At 41.7% G+C, this 21,332-nt stretch carries 14 protein-coding genes and 1 pseudogene; 12 read left to right on the top strand and 3 right to left on the bottom strand.

The annotated features are described in order from the left end of the window. Positions 1–22: 22 nt before the first annotated feature. Complete coding sequence (locus QL229_RS14825) at positions 23–1,210, bottom strand: heparan-alpha-glucosaminide N-acetyltransferase domain-containing protein (protein WP_138558412.1); 1,188 nt, start codon at positions 1,208–1,210, stop codon at positions 23–25. A 353-nt stretch (positions 1,211–1,563) separates the two neighbouring features. Here QL229_RS14825 and QL229_RS14820 point away from each other — a divergent pair, with 353 nt between their 5' ends. Continuing rightward, positions 1,564–3,189, top strand: a complete 1,626-nt coding sequence (locus QL229_RS14820; protein WP_348649201.1) for a sensor domain-containing diguanylate cyclase — start codon at positions 1,564–1,566, stop codon at positions 3,187–3,189. A gap of 53 nt (positions 3,190–3,242) precedes the next feature. After that, positions 3,243–3,944, top strand: coding sequence for a M15 family metallopeptidase (locus tag QL229_RS14815; RefSeq protein WP_235384252.1), 702 nt, complete (start codon positions 3,243–3,245; stop codon positions 3,942–3,944). 218 nt (positions 3,945–4,162) lie between these two features. Here QL229_RS14815 and QL229_RS14810 read toward each other — a convergent pair whose 3' ends face one another. Beyond that, positions 4,163–4,657 (bottom strand): hypothetical protein, encoded by a 495-nt coding sequence (locus QL229_RS14810; protein ID WP_135926686.1) that lies wholly within the window; start codon positions 4,655–4,657, stop codon positions 4,163–4,165. 127 nt (positions 4,658–4,784) lie between these two features. On the opposite strand from QL229_RS14810, the gene QL229_RS14805 reads away from it, so the two are divergent. Further along, entirely contained in the window at positions 4,785–8,792 is a 4,008-nt protein-coding gene (locus QL229_RS14805; RefSeq protein WP_253039966.1) for a rhombosortase-dependent M36 family metallopeptidase, read from the top strand. 317 nt (positions 8,793–9,109) lie between these two features. Here the strand turns inward: QL229_RS14805 and QL229_RS14800 are convergent, their stop codons facing one another. Continuing rightward, positions 9,110–11,275, bottom strand: a complete 2,166-nt coding sequence (locus tag QL229_RS14800) for a M3 family metallopeptidase (protein WP_281547123.1) — start codon at positions 11,273–11,275, stop codon at positions 9,110–9,112. Between the two features lie 488 nt (positions 11,276–11,763). Between QL229_RS14800 and folE2 the strand changes: the two genes are divergently transcribed. From folE2 to QL229_RS14755, 9 genes and pseudogenes are all read left to right on the top strand, one after another. Beyond that, positions 11,764–12,648 carry a GTP cyclohydrolase FolE2 gene (gene folE2 / locus QL229_RS14795; protein ID WP_281547122.1) on the top strand — a complete coding sequence of 295 codons (885 nt, stop codon included), beginning with the start codon at positions 11,764–11,766 and terminating at the stop codon, positions 12,646–12,648. Positions 12,649–12,772: 124 nt separating this feature from the next. After that, positions 12,773–14,932, top strand: coding sequence for a S46 family peptidase (locus tag QL229_RS14790; RefSeq protein WP_135926690.1), 2,160 nt, complete (start codon positions 12,773–12,775; stop codon positions 14,930–14,932). A 186-nt stretch (positions 14,933–15,118) separates the two neighbouring features. After that, positions 15,119–15,760, top strand: coding sequence for a thermostable hemolysin (locus QL229_RS14785; RefSeq protein WP_235384260.1), 642 nt, complete (start codon positions 15,119–15,121; stop codon positions 15,758–15,760). After that, positions 15,757–16,752 (top strand): annotated as a pseudogene (locus QL229_RS14780) (AMP-binding protein); the annotation flags it as partial. The gene QL229_RS14785 and the pseudogene QL229_RS14780, both read left to right, overlap by 4 nt. A 474-nt stretch (positions 16,753–17,226) precedes the next feature. Further along, complete coding sequence (locus tag QL229_RS14775; protein WP_212748200.1) at positions 17,227–17,916, top strand: iron-containing redox enzyme family protein; 690 nt, start codon at positions 17,227–17,229, stop codon at positions 17,914–17,916. Further along, positions 17,913–18,689 (top strand): SDR family oxidoreductase, encoded by a 777-nt coding sequence (locus QL229_RS14770; protein ID WP_281547121.1) that lies wholly within the window; start codon positions 17,913–17,915, stop codon positions 18,687–18,689. Before QL229_RS14775 ends, QL229_RS14770 begins: the two co-directional genes overlap by 4 nt. Positions 18,690–18,739: 50 nt before the next feature. Then, positions 18,740–19,357, top strand: coding sequence for a hypothetical protein (locus QL229_RS14765; protein ID WP_235404164.1), 618 nt, complete (start codon positions 18,740–18,742; stop codon positions 19,355–19,357). Between the two features lie 3 nt (positions 19,358–19,360). Then, positions 19,361–20,020: a response regulator transcription factor gene (locus tag QL229_RS14760; protein ID WP_135926694.1), complete on the top strand. Its 660-nt coding sequence runs from the start codon at positions 19,361–19,363 to the stop codon at positions 20,018–20,020. Beyond that, positions 20,020–21,330: an ATP-binding protein gene (locus QL229_RS14755; RefSeq protein WP_235384064.1), complete on the top strand. Its 1,311-nt coding sequence runs from the start codon at positions 20,020–20,022 to the stop codon at positions 21,328–21,330. The genes QL229_RS14760 and QL229_RS14755 overlap by 1 nt, the downstream gene beginning before the upstream one ends. Positions 21,331–21,332: the final 2 nt, after the last annotated feature.

Below are 21,332 nucleotides of genomic sequence, written 5' to 3'. Positions count from 1 at the left end.
GGCTAGCCCATTTTTTAAAAACCTACACTTTCCAAAAAATACCTTTTCTATAACACGTGAGCATCACCAGGTAAGATACGGCTAAAAACAACAGCGAAAATACAAATGATGCTAAATAATCGTTGCTTATAAACACTTGTATTAAGCCATAAATACTGCCTTTTAAGCTGCTATCGCCTATTGGAATCATTATTAATAGCCGTGCAAATACGCCTGCAAACATAAAAAAGAGTATCGCATTGGCGCCAAATACAATAAAGGGTGCGCCCCAGCTTCGTACTTTATAAATATCTAAAATGGCACTGCACAGGGCATAGGTAATAATAGCAAGCCCAGAGCTGAGCAACACATAGCTTGGTGTCCATAATGCTTTGTTGATAGGCGTTAATGGCGAAATAGCATAGCCGGCAAAAACAGCTAATATGCCTGCTAAGATAAATGCGTGGGCTTGCTTTTTAAGATCAGGTTGTTTTGTTAAGTAAACCGCAGCCAAGATGCCACTTAGCGCACTGGCAATGGCTGGAAGTGTAGAAAAAAGCCCCTCAGGATCAAATGGCAGTGGCTTAGCATTCGCATAATACACATGGTGACTACCTAAAATCGTACTATCAATAAAGGCACTTAAGTTATTGCCATGTAACCATAAGCCACTCACTACCTCGCCGTTTGGCAAGGTATAAGGGATATAAAGCATGGCGGCGCCATAAAATAATAAAAGAGTGATGCAAGTAATGGCTATTTTCTTAGGCGATAAATAGAGATAACAACACAGAGCGACTAAATACACTAAACCAATACGTTGCAGAACGCCTAAAACTCGCAGTTGCAATAGTTTGTCATCAACCCAGCTGAAAGAGGGATCTCGAAAGTTGTAATAAAACAGGGCTAAAAACCAACCGAGGGCAATGAGTTTAATGGTACGAATAACCCCTGCTTTTAGTATGTGTTGATCACTGATCCCTCTAGCGCGCAAGCTATTTACTGAAAGCGTGATAGACATGCCGACGATAAAAATAAAAAACGGAAAAATTAAATCCGTAGGTGTCCAACCATGCCACTGTGCATGTTTCAAAGGCCAATACATCGCTCCCCAACTACCTGGGTTATTCACTAATATCATGGCGGTGATAGTTAGCCCCCGCATTACATCTAACGCCATGAGACGATGTGAAGGGAGTTTATTGATGATTTCAGCACAGTGTTGACGCATAAGAAAACTTTATTTTTATTTTGTCTTAACATTGTAATAAATTATTATTTCAAAGCAAGTTACTTTTTGTTCAATTACTGACCCGCAAAGCTTTAAACGCTTAGCTTAGTATTTGATTGAAAAAACATTACAAGAAATGAATTGCCATTACTTGGTTGAACCATCTATTTGCAGATGTTTTCACTTAAATTAAGGATGTTTCCTTTGTAAAAAGTAGTAACTTGCAATTAGAGTAATTACACTTATTTGTTTGCGCTAAATCAAATTCTGATAAAAGTTTTATAGAGGTACACAGAACAAATTGCTAGTATAAAGGTATTAGATGTACCCGATATGGAATTTGGGGCCCATATGTGAGAAGTATCGTGCTTAATAGTCTTAGCAAACGCTTAAACCTACGTCGTTTAATTTTATTATTAGCGTTTTCTGCAACGCTTATTACCTTTTTAAATAGTTATTACTCGAGCTACCAAGTTCAAAAACAACAACTAATAGATAAAACAATGAGTAATCACAAAGCCTATGCTGCAAAGTTGGTTTCGGCTACTGATAACTTTTTGTTAGCTGCTCAGCAACAGCTTGCTTATGTAGGCAAAATCCTTGAAGAAGACTTTAATAATCAGAAGCTGATCAGTGCTGAAGCAGAGCGCTTAAGATTACAAACTAATAGTTTTAACTCGATTATAATCGTTAATAAACAAGGCGAAATTCTTGGCGTATCGCCGCAATCTCTTGAACTTCAAAATCGTAAAGTAGATAGTTTTGGCACCAAGGCTGCTTTGTCATACCGTATTCCTATGATAAGCGAGCCTTACATTTCTATGGCGGGTAATTTACTCATTTTTATCTCGCAACCTCTATTCGATAAAAACAGCAATTTTATTGGTTATGTTGGCGGAACTTTATACTTAAAGCGCGCCAGTATCTTAAATCAGTTATTGCAAGTTCATTTCTATCAAGACGGCTCTTATTTATATGTGGTTGATGAAAACCATCGTTTACTTTACCACCCCGATAAATACCGTATTGGTGAGCAAGTATTTGATAACCAAGTAATTGAAGAAGTACTAAAAGGGAACTCAGGGACTCAGCTTGTTACCAATAGCAAAGGCGTTGCAATGCTTGCTGGCTACGCACCGATGACAGTAGCTCCTTGGGGAGTAGTAACCCAGCGTCCACTAGACAGTACCCTTGCACCGCTCGACAGCTTAATGTGGCAAGTATTTGTAAAAACGGCACCTATTGGTTTACTCACTTTTGTATTTATTTGGGTGCTTGCGCGTTTAATTGCGCAACCTTTGAGACAATTAGCTGAAACCGCCAATACTCTCGATCGACCATCTACTTCGCTTGAGCTGACACAAATTCGTTCATGGTACTTTGAAAGCAATGAGCTAAGAAAAGCCATGCTTAGAGGTGTTGGCTTATTACACAGTAAAATTGGCTTGTTACGTCAAGAAGCACAAACGGATCCATTAACCTGTTTACATAACCGCCGTAGTCTCGATATGCAGTTAAGTCACTTTATAGAGCTGCGTTGTCCATTTGCGATACTGGCAATCGATATTGATCATTTTAAACGGGTAAATGACGAATATGGGCATGATATTGGCGATGTAGTATTGCAATCACTTGCTAAAATCTTACTGGATGTCACGCGCGATGGCGATGTTGTTGCACGTACAGGAGGTGAAGAGTTCATTGTGATCATGCCAAAAGTTGAGGCAAAACGGGCTTATCAACTCGCTGAGCGCTTGCGTATGCGCGTCTCAGAAAGCTTCATAGATCCAGTGGGCTGCATTAATGTATCAATTGGTATTTCAGGCTGGCCTCTGGAACAATTGAGCCTCGAAGAGGTGTTTAAATTGGCTGATCAAGCTTTGTATAAAGCTAAAAAGACCGGGCGCAATCGCTGTGTTGTTGATGGCAGCTACTATAAAGAGCTTACCCCTATTTCTGACACTCCAGTGTTGGAATAAGTTATTTTATATGCAATAGTGAATGTTATTAAGTTATTTACGGACAAATCGATATGGCATTTACTTTACTCGCTCGATTAATAAAACCAATTATGTTTGCAAGCGTTGCTCTGACATGGGGTAATAATGTTTACGCAAACTCGGATGACGACAAGCGCAGCGAGTTTATTGATGTAGGCGTATTGATACCGAATGCAGTGTTGGATATTCGTTATTTTGGTCATCATAATTTTGTTGGCAAACCTATAGATGGCTACAATGCACCTAAATGTTTATTACATAATAGTGCTGCTACAGCCCTTAAAAAAGTACAAAATGCCGCTCAAAATGAAGGGCTAAGCTTAAAGATATTTGATTGCTATCGACCACAACGAGCAGTCGATCACTTTGTGCGTTGGGTTAACGATTTAGAGGATACCCGCACTAAAGCTGAGTTTTATCCAAATCTAGGCAAAGACGAGCTACTAGGTGATTATATCGCCGCTAAATCGGGCCACAGCCGTGGCTCAACAATTGATCTAACCTTAGTCGATGCAAAAGGCAAAGAGCTCGATATGGGCTCACCCTTTGATATGTTCGACACCCTGTCAAACACCGACGACCCGCGCATAAGCGCAGAACAAAAAGCCAATCGATATAAACTAAAAACCCTCATGACTGATGCCGGTTTCGCCCCTTATTCAATGGAGTGGTGGCACTTTACCTATCAACCTCAAGCATACCCCGCTACCTATTTTGATTTTGTGGTGGAGTAGTTAAGTTAGCGAGTTACAAGGGGAAAGAGTAAAGTTAGCGAGATGCGAGGTAGCAGCGATTTTACATCGCGTCCTAGAGCCTAGAACCTAGAACTTAGCGCATGATGACGCGGGATAAACCCGCTGCTACAACCTGCTACAAGTAGGCGTGAAACTTGTAGCAGCGCATCTGAAGGCTGAGAGCTCCTTCACGTTGGGTTTCGCTGGCTCTAGCCAACCTACATCACCTCTTTTATCGGTGAATAATCAACTTTAATTTCAACAATATCGACATTGGCATTTTGTTTAAAAACGTCTTGCACTTTTAATAAATCAGTATCTTTTTCAGCAAGGTATCGATATGTTTTGTTGGTCATTTTTTTTAACGTGTATTGGCTGCTAAGCTCTACCGGTAAGCTATTATCTTTGAGAGTTAAATAGATAGCGCCGGTAGCAATACCAGGCTCTTTCATCGCGTGATTAAATACTTCAGTGCCTTTGGTTAAAGTAGGCGCGGCAAAGGTAATTTTTTCGCCATTATTGCTAAAAGCGTTAATTGGTTTTTGTTTGTTAATCTCGACCACTTTTTTAACATCTTTATCTAAAACTTGTTCTTTTTGTGAACTGCTTGCTGAGTGTTGCGAGCTATCTTGTTCGGATATTTCACTTTTTTGACAGCCTGATAAGAGTATTAGCGCTAGTGTAACTAACTGTATATTAATTGCTTTGTTCATTGTTGACCTGTTTGTTCGTTACTTTTGTTTACAATTGATTCTGTCTTTTGATTGCCAGATTAGGTACATTGGCTTTGGTTATGATTGTTAACCGAAAATAAAAATATAACAATAGGGAACGTAAGGAATGTCTCAATTTAAAGTAACTGCTGTTGCAACTATGGTAACGGCTATCTTGGCATCAACTCAAATACAAGCAAGTGAACAAACTCGCTTTTACAACGCATCAAGTGTTAGTTCTCAAGTACAGTTTAATCCTCAAGTATCTCAGCAACGTGCATTAGCTGAGCGTCGAACTGTATCAGGGCACAAATCAATTTTCGATGAGCAATTAGGTAAAGCTACGTTCCTTTGGAATGCGGTAGGTCAAGCTAAGCCAGACATGGCGATGATCCTTCCTGAGCAGCGCAATGCATACGCTGCTGATTTTTATCTAAATGCTTTAACGGGCGTTAGCGCTCTGAAAAAAGGTGTATCGAGCGCCGTACTAACTGATTTATCTGAGCAGAAGCTTGGTTCAATCACAGCTAAATACAAGCAAAAAGTACATGACATTGAAGTATTCAACCGTGAATACAACCTGATCATGGACAAAGAATATAACCTAGTTGCAGGTTCTGGCTACTTTGCAAACACAAGCGCTAGTGCAACCAAATCGTTCGCACCACTTGCTGAATTTGTTGGTGCGGAGCAAAGCATTAAACGTGCGATTAAAGAACTTGCTGATATCGACGTATCGCTAACTAAATCAACTGAACAAGGCGACTATGTTAAGTACAATGTGTCTAACCAAACTGGTGACAAAATTGTACTAGGCCAGCCACGTGCTAAGAAAGTATTCTTTGAAGTAGCAGGCGAGTTGCAATCTGCATACTACGTTGAAGTAGAAGTTGCTGATAAAAACAGCCTAGAAAGCGATTACTTCAGCTACGTTATTGGCGCACAAAACAGCAAAGTTTATTTCAAGAAAGACTTAAAAGCACACGCGGCAGACTTTAACTACCGTGTATGGGCTGACGAAGATGGTTATCCGTGGGAAGGTCCTCATGGCGACGTGATCCCAGCTGATGGTCCAGATCAAATCGATGAAACTGAAATCCTGGATGCACCACTTGTAAGTTTGTCTTACTATAAAAAACTAAGCACGATGGATCCGTGGCTTGCTGATGATGCTACAACCACTTCAGGTAACAACGTATTTGCTTATGCCGATGTAATCGCACCTCAAGGCTACACTGAAGGTGACTTCACTGCTGAAACTACATCAGACTTTACATTCGATTACCCTTATCAAGTTGACCAAGTAGCAAACAGCTACGATAACCGTAAAGCGGCAATCGTTAACTTGTTCTACATGAACAACTTCTTACACGATTTCTTCTACGACCATGGTTTTGACGAAACATCAAATGTTGCGCAAGTATCGAACTACGGCCGTGGCGGTGTTGAAGGCGACCCAATCGAAGCGCAAGCACAAGATAATAGCGGTTTAAACAACGCAAACATGTCTACGCCTGCAGATGGTGCAAGCCCTCGCATGCAAATGTATTTATACAATAGTAAAGATGCAAAAGTAGGCATTGACTATGGTGTGGTTGTAACATCTGACGCGACCATTGGTCTTCTAGATTCGTCAAAAGTATCTAGCTTTGGTCAAATGCAATTTGCTGATATCGCTGGCGAAGTTGTTCGTCTAGTGGACGATAATAACGTTGATTCTGGTAGCGTAACTGATGGTTGTGAACCTGCAACAAACGCAGCAGAACTAGCTGGTAAAATTGCGCTAGTAGACCGTGGTTCTTGTAACTTCACTGCAAAAGTACTACACGCTCAAGAAGCGGGTGCAATTGGTGCAATTGTTGTGAATAACAACCCAGATACTGATGAGCCAGCGCCAATGGGCGGTGAAGATGATGCAGTGCTTATCCCTAACATGGGTCTTAACTTTGCTGACGGTCATGCACTTTACGATGGTATCGATGCAGGCGAAACTGTTACTGTTAACATGTTCAATAAAGCTACGTTAAAAGACGGTACGTTAGATAACGGTATTATTGCTCACGAATGGGGTCACTATATCAGTAACCGTTTAGTGGGTAACTCATCGGGTCTTATCAACTTCCAAGGCCGCGCGATGGGCGAAGGTTGGGGTGATTTCCACTCACTAATGTTCATTGCGAAAGCAGATGACATCAACATCCCAGGTAACGACAAGTTCCAAAAAGCATACGGTAGCGGTACTTTCGTAGAAGACTTCTATTATGGTATCCGTCGTGTTCCATATTCAACAAATATGGACGTTAACCCACTGTCTTTCCGTCACATTACTGAAGATGCTGGTGATGATGTAGGTATTGCACCAACGAGTGTTGCTTCACCACACGCTGCAGGTGAAATTTGGGCAACCATGCTTTGGGAAAGCTACGTAGCGCTTATCAACAAGCACGGCTTTGAAGATGCTCAAAACCGTATGGCTAACTACCTAGTTGCCGGTTACAAGTTAACACCAGTTGCACCATTATACACAGAAGCACGTGATGCAATCTTAGCGGCTGCATATGCAGTTGACCCTGAAGATTACAAACTAATCTTAGGTGCATTTGCTAAGCGTGGTATGGGCTTAGGTGCTCAAGCGCCAGATCGTTTCAGTGAAGATTTAACAGGTGTTGTTGAATCTGACAAAATGCAACTTGCAAGCTTTACCCTAAAAGATGTTGAAATGAATGCAAGCTACAATGGTGTTGAGCTTGGTTATTGTTCAAACGACAACATTCTTGATAAGGGTGAAACAGGTACTTTAACTGTTAGCATCATGAATACAGGTAGTGAAGTACTAACAGGTACACAAGCACAATTAACTGTTGTGAGTGGCCACGATGTTACATTTGAAAATGATGGCTTAATCACATTTGACGATACAACACCGTATGCTTCGCAAACAAGTGCGCCAATTAAGTTCACATTAAACGATGCTGGCACTGCTGATACGCTTGAAATCGAAGTGTCATTCCCTGAGCTTTCTGCTGATGATGAAATCGTTGAAGCTCTAAGCGATACAGTATCTTACCTTGTAAACATGGACTTTGAAGACAAGGCACCTGTTAGTTCACAAACTGCTGATGATATGGAAGTAGCAGGTACATCATTACGCGACTGGAAAGAGCACGTAATGACAGGTGATGACTTAGCTGTTGGCACGCAAAGCATGGCAACTGGCGGTAATGTTAACTTCTTCAACAGCTTTGGTTTTGGTCTTGGCGAGCAAACAATGTACTTGAACAACAATGACTTCCAGTCAGATGTTGCTATTGAGTCAAGAGAGTTCGATATTGGCTTTGCAGGTGAATTTGAAGTTTCATTCTGGCACTTCTACCTAATCGAAAACGAGTGGGATGGTGGTGTTGTAGAAATCAGCGTGAATGGTGGTAACTGGGTTGATGTTACTGAAATGGGCGGTTCATTTGATGTTGGTTACGACGGCCCACTAATCGAAAATGACGCACAAGCACTACAAGATCGCGATACCTTCACAGGTAACAATATTGATAATGGTGTTTATGGTAACTACGAAACTATTCGTTTTGGTACTGAACTAAACGGTAACCGTGCAAAATTACGCTTCCGTATCTCATCAGACAGCGCAGTACGTGAGTTCGGCTGGTGGATTGATAACGTGACTGTAAGCAATGTTACGTCACCAATCTTCTCGAACGTAATTGCTGGTGATACGTTAGCATGTGATAACGCACTTCCTATTATTAGTGTTTCTGGTGATGAAACGGTTTCTGAATCGGCTTCAGGTACTGTGTCTGTTACAGCAACAGACCGTAACAACGACACACTAAGCTACACATGGACTCAAGTGAGCGGTACTACAGCAACGCTTACAGGTGCTGATACGGCTACTTTAGGCTTCAAGCCAGGTGCTATCTCAAGCGATGACGAGTTAGTATTTGAAGTAACAGTGAGCGATGGGACAGATTCTGTTTCAGAGCAGTTCACTGTTGCTGTAACTAACGAAGCTGAGCCAGTAGAAGAGAAAAAAGTAACTAAATCTAGCAATGGTAGCTTTGGTTTCTTAACGCTTCTACTTGCACCATTAGCGCTTATCGGCCGTCGCCGTAAACGTAAATAATACTTTTAAATAGTGATAACAAAGCCCTTACAGCTCGCTGTAAGGGCTTTTTTGTTTTTAAGTTAGCGAGAGTAAAGTTAGCGAGTTTCGAGTTTAGAGATACGAGATACAAGGTAGCAGATTTTACATCGCGTCCTAGAACCTAGCCCCTTTTTGTAGGCGTGAAACTTGTTTCGCGCGTCTGACGACTGATAGCTGGAAGGTTCTTTACATTGGGTATCGCTTCGCTCGACCCAACCTACGTGAAGAGTAAAGAGGTTGAATGTTGTGGGGTTATCAATACTCGATAACCCCACAATTCGGCTTAGAGCTTAAAGCTATTGAACCGTTGCTTTTAAGCCGCGGCGTTTTAACAACGCAGACGTATCAGGCTCTTGACCACGGAATGCTTTAAACGATTCCATCAGATCACGAGAGTTACCTACTTCTAAAATTTCTTTGCGGTATTTTTCACCCATTTCGCGAGTTAAACCACCTTGCTCTTGAACATAAGCAAACGCGTCTGCCGCTAGGATTTCACTCCACATATAAGCATAGTAACCAGCTGAGTAACCGCCGCCCATTGAGTGTGAGAAGAACGCAGATTTATAACGTGGTGGTACAAATGGTACGTTAACACCGTGCTTAGTAAGAGCTTGCTCTTCAAACTTTTCAATGTCTTGTAGTGGCGCATCAGCAGAAAGTGAATGCCATTCCATATCAAGTAGTGCAGCAGCAACATACTCTAAGGTATCAAAACCTTGGTTAAAGCTACGAGATTGAATGACTTTTTCAAGTAGCTCATCTGGAATTGGCTCACCTGTTTTATGATGTTTCGCATAGTTTGCGATAACTTCAGGGTACATTGCCCAGTCTTCTTCAAAGGTAGAAGGAAACTCAACGAAGTCACGTGATACCGAAGTACCTGAAAGTGTTGGGTATTTAACTTTTGAGAACATACCGTGTAAGCCATGACCTAGCTCGTGGAAAATCGTTGTTGCTTCATCGTAGCTGATAAGTGTAGGTTCACCATTCGCGCCTTTTTGAATGTTCATTACATTCACAACCACAGGCTTTTGATTTTTTAGGCCAGACTGCTTCACAAATGAGCTCATCCAAGCGCCACCACGTTTACCTTCACGAGCAAAGTAATCGGCATAGAAAATAGCTAGGCTTTTACCATTTTCGTCAAATAGTTCATATGCTTTCACATCAGGGTGGTAAACTGGTAAGTCGCTACGTGGTTTAAAAGTAATCCCATATAAACGGTTCATTGTATAAAACACACCGTCTTCAAGAACACGATTAAATTCGAAATACTCTTTTACTGCATTTTCGTCTAGATTGTATTTATCTTTGCGAACTTGCTCTGCGTAGAATAACCAATCCCATGGCTGTAGCTTAAATTGTTCACCAGACTCATCGATCTTAGCTTGAATAGCCGCTGCTTCAGCATTAACGTTTTGCATTAATGCAGGGATCATGCTCGCAAACATATCAAATACTGCTTGAGGTTTTTTCGCCATTTGTGACTCTAAACCAAAATCAGCCCAGCTGTCGTAGCCTAATAATTTAGCTTTTTGAGCGCGTAAGTGAGCAAGCTCTGCCACGATATCGCGGTTATTATTTTCACCTGATAGCGCACGCTCAGCCGATGCACGCCATACTTTTTCACGCAACTCACGGTTTTTAAGGGTTGCTAATATAGGCTGGCGAGTTGTATTGGTGATCTTAATTAAGTACTTGCCGTCATGACCAGCTTCCGTTGCTGCATTAGCAAGCTGTTCAATTTGACCCGCAGGTAAGCCTTCAAGCTCAGCTTTGTCATCAACAATAACAACATTTGTTTTTGTCAGTGCTAATAAGTTTTGCGAAAACTGCGTCGTTAAACTTGAATGCTTAGTATTGATATCACGAATTTGCTGTTTTTGTTCGGCATTTAATTGTGCACCAGCGCGAACAAAACGCTTGTAGTAAACATCAAGTAAACGTTTTTCTTCGGCTGTTAATGCTAGTTTGTCTGCATCGTTATAAACCGCTGCTACTTTTTCAAAAAGTGCTTTATTAAGAAAAATATTATCGTTATGTGATGCTAACTTAGGTGCTAATTCTTTTTGGATTTCACGGCGAGCAGGGTTTGAGTCACTGCCTGCTAAGTTATAAAAAATGCTACGAGTACGGGTTAACAGCTCACCACTTTTTTCAAGAGCAACAACAGTATTGGCAAAATCAGGCTTTGCAGGGTTGTCGATGATAGCTTGTACTTCAGCCATTTGCTCTGCCATGCCTTTATTGAAAGCTGGCATAAAGTGTTCATCTTTAATAAGGCTAAAATCAGGCGCCTCGTATTGCAGTGCACTTTTAACAAATAGTGGGTTTGCTTGTTCAGCTGCAGTTACTTCTGCTGTTTGTTCAGTTTTACGCGTATCAGCTGTAGTTTGAGGCTCAGAACAGGCCGTTAGTAATAACGCTGAGCTGATCGCGGTTGCGACTAGGTGTTTCATAGTGTTTCTCTTGTCATTTTTTAAAGTAATTGTACCGATATAACGTTATGTCAGCACTTTATGTCATCCAAGTGTTGGTTGTTAGTATGAGATTACACAAAGATGGCACGAATGTGTGCATGAGTGAGGCTGATATAACTTTGCGGTTAATATATAGAGCATACTGTGTATCGATAGCAATAATCTCATTCGTTGCGATAAGGTGATTATTGGCTGCGATAAGTGGTTAATTTTCGTAAATGTCAGCGTATCTTTTTCGACTTCTCAAACTAAATTGTTATCAGATACTGTTTAAAATTAATACTCATAATGCAAGTTCGTCCTTACGTTTATAGCTGCATGACAATGATGGTGTGAAAGGTCCAAAATTAGCTCTTGATAAAGTTTTATAATGTTATATTGTATCATTCTCTTTGGTGCGATAGCACTTATTCAGTTCATCAGAATTGATGCTTTAGTAATAAATATAAATAATACAAGAAGTTGATATGCAATTACCCGATATAACCTCGCACTCTAATACAGATTTTCAATCACCTTTAAAATGGGTTGGCATGGAAGGTATCGCATTACCTTGTAAACTTGCACAACCTCATGTTGATGCGCACCTTAATGCCAAAGCAGATATTTTTGTCAGCCTTGATAGCGATGCAAAAGGTATTCATATGTCGCGTCTCTATTTACTACTTAATCAGCTATTGGCTAAACAAAGCTTAACCAGTCAGCGTGTTAGTGAGTTTATGAATGCCGTTTTAGCATCACAAAAAGACTTAAGTAAAAGCGTAAAACTGGTGCTGCATTTTGATTTACCAGAGCTAAAACCTGCGCTCCTGAGCGACCATTGCGGTTACAATGCTTACCCTGTAGTTTTAACCATCACGAAGCAGCAATCACTTACCATTAACTTAAAAGTCGATATTGCCTATAGCAGCACGTGCCCATGTTCAGCGGCATTATCGAGGCAGCTTTTGAGCGAAGCGGTCGATAAACAGTTTAGCGATGCCGCTATTGATAAAGCATCTTTAATCAATTGGCTCACAAGTGAACAGGGCTCTATTGCAACCCCTCATAGCCAGCGCTCATATGCGTATATCGATGTCACTTTTAGTAACGAAAAGCTTCCGGATATTAGTGGCTTTATCACAGTCTGTGAGCAAGCCATAGGCACCCCAGTGCAAACCGCCGTTAAGCGTGAAGATGAACAAGCATTTGCCGCCCTTAACGCAAAAAACTTATTATTTTGCGAAGATGCAGCAAGGCGATTAAAGCAGTGTTTCGAAACCATGCCGGGTATTGCTGATTACCAATTTAAAGTGGAGCATCAAGAAAGCTTACACGGCCACAATGCTGTGGTTTATGAGTCTAAGTATTAGGCCCTACAGCCTTATTTGGTTTACAAACTTTGACATTAGCGGTCGCAAATTATTGCTATTGGCTAGCACAATGATAATGATAAGAGCGCTAACAAGATAAACATAACAAATATAAAGGACGACTATGCGTTTTAAATTTATTGCTGCTGCAGTGGGTCTGGCTGTAGCAAATGTTGCTGTTGCCGACGAAGGCATGTGGCAACCTCACCAGCTACCAGAACTTGAATCTATCCTAAAAGCGAAAGGCTTAAGCATTGATGTTGAGTCAATTTCAAAATTGACCGAGTTTCCGATGAACGCAGTAATTAGCCTTGGTGGTTGCACTGCTTCGTTTGTTTCACCAAAAGGCTTAGTTGTAACAAACCATCACTGTGCCTATGGTTCGATTCAATATAACTCAACCACTGAAAATAACATTTTAGAAAATGGCTTTTTAGCTAAAACAACGGGCGAAGAAGTACCTGCAGCGCCGGGTTCTCGTGTTTATGTGACAGAGCAAGTGACAGAAGTTACCGATAAAGTAAACCAAGGTACTGAACAGCTAACAGGTAAAGCACGCTTTGATGCCATTGAAGCAAATGAAAAAGCACTTGTTAGTGAGTGTGAGCAAGACCAAAGCTACCGCTGTAATGTGTATACCTTCCACGGTGGTCTTGAATATTACTTAATTAAAGCGCTAGAAATTAAAGATGTACGTTTAGCGTATGCACCTGCGATGGGCGTAGGTAAATACGGCGGTGATATCGACAACTGGATGTGGCCGCGCCACACCGGTGATTTCTCATTCTATCGCGCGTATGTTGGCAAAGATGGCAAGCCTGCTGAATATTCAGAAGATAACGTACCGTACCAGAGTGATGCGTTTTTAAAAGTAAGCGCTAAAGGCGTTCAAGAAGGCGATTTTGTGATGGTTACCGGTTATCCGGGCAGCACAAACCGTTACCGTATTTCGCCTGAAGTTGATTACGTGTTTAACACAGCCTACCCATTAGCGCGTAAATATAATTCTAAATATGTCTCGTTGATTGAAGAAAATGCCCCTGATGGTTCAGAGGCACGTATTGCTTATGAAAGTACGATTGCGGGTTACAACAACTACATTAAAAACTATGGCTCAATGATTGAGAGCTTTAACAAAGGTTCAATGTATAGCCGTAAGCAGCAATTCGAAAAAGATCTCACTGCGTGGATCAATGAAGATAGTAAGCGCAAAGCTAAATACGGACATGTACTTGCTGATTTAACGGCGTTAGTTGCTGAGTCTCAAGAGCACAACCAACGTGACCGTATGTTAGGTTACGTACACCGCTCACAAATGATGTCATCGGCTCGTATGCTGTATCGTTTAGCTTATGAAAAACAAAAGCCAGATGCTGAGCGCGAAAGCGGTTATCAAGAGCGTGATATGCCGCGCATTAAATCACGCCTAGAAAGCATGAGTCGTCGTTATGATGAAACCGTTGATAAAGCCATTTTATTGTACTTTATTGAGCAATATGCAGCTTTACCAAACGATGAGCGAGTTGCAGAGGTAGATAAAGCGCTTGGTTTAACCAATGGTTTTGATAAACAAAAACAACAAGCGTTACTTGATGATATGTATGCTAAATCGGTTCTTGCAGATGAAAGCAAACGTTTATGGATGACAGAACTTGACCTTGCTCAGTTAAAGCAAAGTAGCGATCCATTCATTCAATACGCTCAGGCTGTTTTTGCCGTTACTAAAGACATTGAAGATGCGAAAAAAGAGCTGGCTGGTAAACAGCAAGCTGCTCGCCCTGCATTAATGGAAGCAATTATCGCTTATAACAAGGCACTTAATAAGCCTGTTTATGCTGATGCTAACAGCACCTTGCGTGTAACTTACGGCACGGTAGGCGGCTATTCACCGCAAGATGGCTTAGTGGCAACCCCCTTTACATCTTTAGAAGGCCTGCTTGCAAAAAATACCGGTGTTGAACCATTCAACTCACCAGAAAAGCAAAATGAGTTAATTAAGCAAAAGCTTTATGGCGATTACACTGGCGGTATGAATACGGTTCCGGTTAACTTTTTATCAAATGTAGATACCACAGGTGGTAACTCAGGCTCTCCAACATTAAACGGTAATGCTGAGCTCGTTGGTTTGTTATTTGATGGTGTTTACGAAAGTATTATTGGTGATTGGGATTACGATGAAAACTTAAACCGCTCGATTCACGTTGATTCACGATACATGTTGTGGGTGATGGATAAAGTTGATAATGCTCAAAATCTACTTAAAGAGATGACCATCGTTAAGTAATCAAAGTTTAACGTTAATTTAAGCATTAAAATGCCAGTCATTTAGACTGGCATTTTTGTTTTTATAAAAAATAAAAACATTAAATTTCATGAGGTTGAAAAATATTTATAAAAATTAATTTTTCTTAAGTTTTATTTAAGTTTCGCTCGATAAATTTTACACATAACCTAAGTGGAGCGAACAATTATGCTTTCAGTTCAACAATCACATCAAACTCAACTTCAAGAGCCTGCCTTTGTTTGCACGCGTGAAGGAGGTCAGTTCCGTGACCGTCTTGAGAGTAATATTAAGCAAGGTTTTGCTGCAGCTTATGATGCGAAAATTTCGCAGTTCATGCCGCTACTTTGTGAGCTAAATGTTGATGATGAAGTATGTACGTTAGGTCTTCGCTCTGCATCACAACCTTTGTTTATTGAACAATACCTCCCTGTGTCTATTGAGCACTTTGTTGGTGCCAAGCGTGAGCACATTTTTGAGTTAGGTAATTTATGCTCAACGCATCGAAAAGCCACCTTGGCACATTTTGTTTTAATGAACGAAGCACTCTATCAAGCAGGGGCAAAATATTTAGTGTTTTGTGCAACCCGTAAAGTCAGAGCGCTATTAAAAATGCTAGGTGTTAATTGCAAAGAAATCGGTGTTGCCAATGCACAAGCACTCCAAGATCCAGCAAGCTGGGGTAGCTATTACGACAACCAACCAACCATTTGTGTGGTTGACCTAAACGAAGCACATCAACGTGTATTAAACACCCCAGTTTTATTCAATATTAAACAGCAGTGCTTACAGTCATCCCTTGAATTGGCTGTTTATTTGGAGGCGTTATGAGCTGGTTAACACAGTTACCACACAAAGATAGCGATACCTTAATGGTTTGCCATGAAAGTAATGGTGTGCGCTCACTAACTAAACAAGATTTTACTGAACAAGTAACTCGTCTGTTAGCTACTTTGGTTGAGTTTAATGCCGAGGGTGTTGCCTTTCAATTAGATAACACACCTGCTTGGTGTGTATTAGAAGCTGCGCTTAGCGAACTTAAAAGAGTGGCAATTCCGCTACCAACGTTTTTTACGGCTCAGCAAATAGGGTATGGTTTGCAAAACAGTGGGGCTGGGCTATTTGTATGTGACCGCGCTTACGAAGGTGAGCATGCAAGGTTAGTGGCGCTAGTCGATGTATGTAAGCATTACCCTTTATATGTTTATCAATTGACTAATACACAGCCAGTTCCTTATTTTGCGAACACGCAAAAGATTACCTTTACGTCGGGCTCAACGGGTACACCAAAAGGTGTGTGTTTATCGCTTGAGAGTCAATTGCAGGTGGCAACATCACTTTATCAAAGCATTGGTTTAGAAAAACCAAACCATTTGTGTTTACTGCCGTTACCGGTTTTGCTTGAGAATTTAGCCGGTGTGTATGCGCCGCTATTAGCGGGTGGCACGGTTAACTTAGTGCCTTTAGCTGAACTTGGGTTTTCTGGCGCACAGTTACTTGAGCCACATAAATTAATAGCAGCCATTGAACGCACTGAGCCAAATACCCTTATTTTAGTGCCTGAGTTGCTGACTTGTTTAGTGGCTTTTGCAAAGCAAGGCTGGCAAGCACCTAAAAGCTTAAAGTTTATTGCAGTGGGTGGCGCGGTTGTAAGCCAAGCACTTATTAAGCAAGCCCGAGAGTTCGGTTTACCGGTTTATCAAGGCTATGGTTTGTCTGAGTCTTCATCGGTGGTGAGCCTAAACACGCGCGATGATGACGACATCGACACCGCAGGGCGAGTTCTCAAACATATCCAATACAAAATTGAAAATGGTCAGCTTTATATCAAAGGCTCATTGTTTTTAGGGTACTTAGGTCAAGCAGCGCAAAGTGCCGACGATTGGTATGCAACTGGCGATCTCGTCACTGAGCAAGCAGGCCGCTTGGTTATTCAAGGTCGCTTGAAAAATCAGCTGATCACCAGCTTTGGGCGCAATATCAGTGCCGAGTGGCCAGAGTCGTTATTGCTTAGCCACAGCCAGGTACAACAAGCAGTGGTGATTGGCGAAGGCCAAGCATTTTTAGCTGCGCTTATCTATGCAAACCAAGCGATGAGTGACGATGAACTTGCTGCTCATATTGCGGCACAAAACGCGCAACTACCCGAATACGCACAGATCAAAAAGTGGCATCGAATGGCAGAGCCTATGAGCCACACGCAAGGTTTATTAACCAGCAATAATCGCCCCAAACGCGATGTTATTAATCAATTTTTTGCTACAGAGATTTCAGCACTTTATCAAGAGGCGACGAGCATGAGTCAATTTTTCAATACATTACAAGCCGAAACACAGAAAGAGCGCGACTACCTTTTAGCTGCGCCAATTATTAGCCGCGTTTTTAAAGGTGAAGTCAGCCTGAGTGAATACGCATCGTTCTTAACGCAAGCTTATCACCATGTTAAACACACCGTGCCACTGCTAATGGCTGTAGGGGCAAAGCTGAGCGATAAACAAGAGTGGCTGCGCGAAGCTGTTGCAGAATACATCGAAGAAGAGTTAGGCCATCAAGAATGGGTGCTAAACGATATTGCAGCCTGTGGTTTTGATAAAGAGTTAGTGCGTCATTCTCGTCCACAGTTTTCGACTGAATTAATGGTGTCGTATGCCTACGATACAATAAATCGCGGTAACCCATTGGCCTTCTTTGGCATGGTGCATGTGCTTGAAGGCACCTCGATTGCCTTAGCCGATAATGCAGCGGGGCAAATCCGTGAGGTTGTAGGTTTACCTAAAAAGGCGTTTACCTACCTTACCTCGCATGGTGCTCTTGATATTGAGCACGTGAAGTTTTTCGAAAATCTGATGAACAAAATAGATAACGAGGACGATCAGCAAGCGATTATTCACGCCGCAAAATGTTTTTATAAACTGTACGGCAATATTTTCCGTGACCTCGATTCAGAACCTTTCTTTAGCGAGGCTGACTTGGAGCAAAGCGCATGAGTAGCCCAGTGTGTCTGCTAACCGGTGCGACAGGGGGCATTGGCCGTGCCATTGCCCTTCGTCTTGCAAAAGAAGGTTGGCGTGTATTATTGGTAGGCCGAAATATAAAGCAACTTGCTGCATTGCAATTGGAGTGCGGCAATGACGCTGAGTATTTTCAAGCCGACCTAAGTAACAGTGAATCTCGCAATGATCTTGCTAAGTTTGCCCAGCAAATTGGCGGCGCAACGCTGCTTATCAATAACGCGGGCGTTAATGTGATGCAAGGCTTTAGTGAAATAAGCGAGCAGCAAATTGATCATCTGTTAAATATTAATCTAAATGTACCTATTAAATTGTGTCAGCTGTTTTTACCACAAATTACCCGTAATAAAGGCACGATTGTGAATATAGGTTCATCGTTTGGCAGCATCGGCTATCCATATCAAACCTTGTACTGTGCCAGCAAGTTTGGCCTTAGAGGAATGACCGAAGCCCTTGCCAGAGAGCTTAGTCACAGTGATGTGAAAGTATTGTACTTAGCGCCTCGTGCCACCGATACCGCGATTAATTCGCCGCAAGTACGTGCGATGAACAAAGAGTTGGGTAACACCATGGACCCGCCTGAAAAAGTGGCTGATGCATTAATAGATTTAATTAAATCCAAAAAACGTCGCCGTTTTATCGGCTTCCCAGAAACATTATTTGCTCGTATTAACGGGGCATTTCCATCATTAGTTGATAACGCAATAGCAAAACAACTTCCTAAAATTAAAAGTTTTTTTGCCAACTAAATTGATTAAGGTGAATGATTATGACTAAACTAAATTTTAAAGCTCTAATGATGATAGCTGTTATCATGGCTGCGCCTGCAAAAGCCGACTTTAATAGCGATTTAAGTTCGGTGCAAAAGCAATGGGCTGTGGTTAATTACGAATTAGTTGACGATGCGCAGCTAGATGCCTTTGAAAAGTTAGCGAATGAAACCGCAGAGTTTACAAAAGCGAACGATCAGCAAGCGGCAAGCCATATTTGGTACGGTATCGTGTTATCGAGCTATGCAGGTGCGAAAGGGGGATTAGGTGCGCTGGGTCTTGCAAAAGATGCCAAAGCACAATTTGAAAAAGCGCTTAAGCTTGATCCACAAGCACTGAATGGTTCGGCTTATACAAGTTTGGCAACTTTATACGGCAAAGTGCCAGGTTGGCCAATTGGCTTTGGTGATGATGATGAAGCCAAAAAACTGTTTAAAAAAGCCCTTGAGCTAAATCCTTATGGAATCGATAGTAATTATTTATATGCGTCATTTTTATATGATGAGCATAAGTATCAGTCAGCTAAAGAATTTTTATTAGTAGCTCAGCAAGCGCCAGCGCGCCCTGATAGACCAAAGGCAGACCTTTACCGCCAACAAGAAATTACTAAACTATTGGCTAAGGTAGAGAAAAAATTAAAGAGATAAGCTATGCATTTATTGCTCGTTGAAGACGACCACTTAGTGGCAGAAGGCCTGTGTCGTTCTTTACGTCAACAAGGTTATAGTGTTGAACACAGTGCAACCGTTAAGTCAGCGATGCAATGGCTGCAAAATGATGAAATTGAGCTGGTAGTCCTTGATTTAGGACTACCAGACGGTGATGGCATCGACATTCTAAAGCACATCAAAAAGCATCGTAAAAACCTGCCGGTGGTGATTTTAACCGCTCGCGGTAGTATTGATGATAAAGTCATGGGGCTAGATTTAGGTGCTGATGATTATCTTGCAAAACCTTTCGATCCCGCAGAGTTATTTGCACGTCTTCGGGTTGCTAGTCGGCGATTGACCCAAGCTCAAACCAGCACCTTAAAAGTTGGCGATGTTGAAATGGACACCGCCGCATTTACCGTAAGATTTCAAGATGAGCCGGTAAACTTGCCGCGCAAAGAGTTTATGCTCCTTAAAGCCTTGCTAGAAAACCAAGGTCGCGTGCAATCAAAACAACAGTTAGAAAGTAAACTATACGAATGGGGCGAAGAGGTGGGGTCAAATACCATCGAAGTGCACATTCATCACTTGCGTAAAAAATTCCCAAAAGAGTTTATTAAAACCTTGCGTGGTATTGGTTATGTGGTGGGTAAACGCTAGTGTCAATTCGTAAAAGACTGACATTACTTATCTTATCCATGGTGATCCTAACCTGTTTTTTGGCTTTTACTAAAGGTTATCGTGAAAGCATGAATCAGGCTGAAGCGCTGCTCGATAACGAGCTGGTAACGTTGGCGCATGTGTTAATCGAGCAACCACTTAGTAATGAAACCCCAGCTTATACGAGTGATTTACCGCAGTTATTATTTCAAGTTTGGGTTGATGACAGCTTGGCCTCAAGCTCAAAGTCATTGCAGAATAACGCTATAAATCAAAGTCAGTGGCAAACCGGGTTTAGCGTTGAGAACTTGGCCGGGCAACGAGTCAAAGTGTATCGCTTAAGCGAAGGTAATAAGCGAGTGCTTATCGCTGAGCCTTTGAGTAAGCGAGTGGCGCTCACCGAAACTGTAATTTTATCGGCCATGACGCCGCTGTTATGGAGTGTGCCTATCCTTGCTCTCCTTATTAGTGTGTTTGTAAAACAAGGGCTTGCGCCACTAACTCGGTTGTCGAATCAACTTAAACATCGTCAGGCAAATGACTTTACGGCTATCCCTTGGCAAACCCCAGAGCAAGAAATAAAACCCGTAATTAGCCGCTTAAACGACCTATTTAAACGGGTTGAAAGTGCCTATTTACGAGAGCGCTTTTTTGCCTCTGATGCAGCCCATGAACTGCGCACGCCGCTGAGTAGTTTAAAAATAAATGTACATAATTTAGTTGCCCAAGGTGTCGATAGTGTTGAGCTTGATGCGATGGAAAAAGGCGTTGATAAGTTGAGCAATATCGTTGAGCAGATGCTAATTTTAGGGCGGACTTATCCAGAGCAATGGCAGGCGCAATTTAGTTCAGTGTCGGTGTTAGAAATTAGCCAGCAAGTTGTTGCACAACTTTATGATCGTATAGACGAAAAAGAGCATACCATCAGCATTGATGGCGATGATTTTATTATTGCTGGTGACGAATTTACCTTGGTTACTTTGTTTGGCAATTTACTGAGTAACGCCATAAAATACACCCCAGCTGTGGGAGAGATTTGTATTACCCTGAAAACCGAAAATAATCGTTTTGTCTGGCAAATAGATGACTCGGGACCCGGTATTGATGAAGCTCAAAAACAGCGCATTTTTAATCGCTTTTATCGCGTGGGTGGTGATAAACATCCATCGGGTGAGCAAGGAGCTGGGCTTGGTATGGCCATTGTTGAACATATAGTATCGATTTATAACGCTGATATTACTTTAGCAGACAGCCACCTTGGCGGCTTGCGAGTGAGCGTGTCCTTTATGCAAGGAGACGTCAGTGAATAAAT

This window comes from Pseudoalteromonas sp. PAR1 (assembly GCF_947311895.1).
In the GTDB taxonomy this organism is placed as follows: domain Bacteria; phylum Pseudomonadota; class Gammaproteobacteria; order Enterobacterales; family Alteromonadaceae; genus Pseudoalteromonas; species Pseudoalteromonas lipolytica_C.
This window is presented reverse-complemented; position numbering and strand designations above follow the sequence as displayed.

Excerpts from the sequence above, each read along its gene's own strand:
- folE2 (WP_281547122.1), top strand. The coding sequence starts at position 11,764 with ATGCAATTACCCGATATAACCTCGCACTCTAATACAGATTTTCAATCA.
- QL229_RS14800 (WP_281547123.1), bottom strand. The coding sequence starts at position 11,275 with ATGAAACACCTAGTCGCAACCGCGATCAGCTCAGCGTTATTACTAACG.
- QL229_RS14785 (WP_235384260.1), top strand. The coding sequence starts at position 15,119 with ATGCTTTCAGTTCAACAATCACATCAAACTCAACTTCAAGAGCCTGCC.
- QL229_RS14815 (WP_235384252.1), top strand. The coding sequence starts at position 3,243 with ATGGCATTTACTTTACTCGCTCGATTAATAAAACCAATTATGTTTGCA.
- QL229_RS14770 (WP_281547121.1), top strand. The coding sequence starts at position 17,913 with ATGAGTAGCCCAGTGTGTCTGCTAACCGGTGCGACAGGGGGCATTGGC.
- QL229_RS14760 (WP_135926694.1), top strand. The coding sequence starts at position 19,361 with ATGCATTTATTGCTCGTTGAAGACGACCACTTAGTGGCAGAAGGCCTG.
- QL229_RS14810 (WP_135926686.1), bottom strand. The coding sequence starts at position 4,657 with ATGAACAAAGCAATTAATATACAGTTAGTTACACTAGCGCTAATACTC.
- QL229_RS14805 (WP_253039966.1), top strand. The coding sequence starts at position 4,785 with ATGTCTCAATTTAAAGTAACTGCTGTTGCAACTATGGTAACGGCTATC.
- QL229_RS14790 (WP_135926690.1), top strand. The coding sequence starts at position 12,773 with ATGCGTTTTAAATTTATTGCTGCTGCAGTGGGTCTGGCTGTAGCAAAT.
- QL229_RS14775 (WP_212748200.1), top strand. The coding sequence starts at position 17,227 with ATGAGTCAATTTTTCAATACATTACAAGCCGAAACACAGAAAGAGCGC.
- QL229_RS14825 (WP_138558412.1), bottom strand. The coding sequence starts at position 1,210 with ATGCGTCAACACTGTGCTGAAATCATCAATAAACTCCCTTCACATCGT.
- QL229_RS14765 (WP_235404164.1), top strand. The coding sequence starts at position 18,740 with ATGATAGCTGTTATCATGGCTGCGCCTGCAAAAGCCGACTTTAATAGC.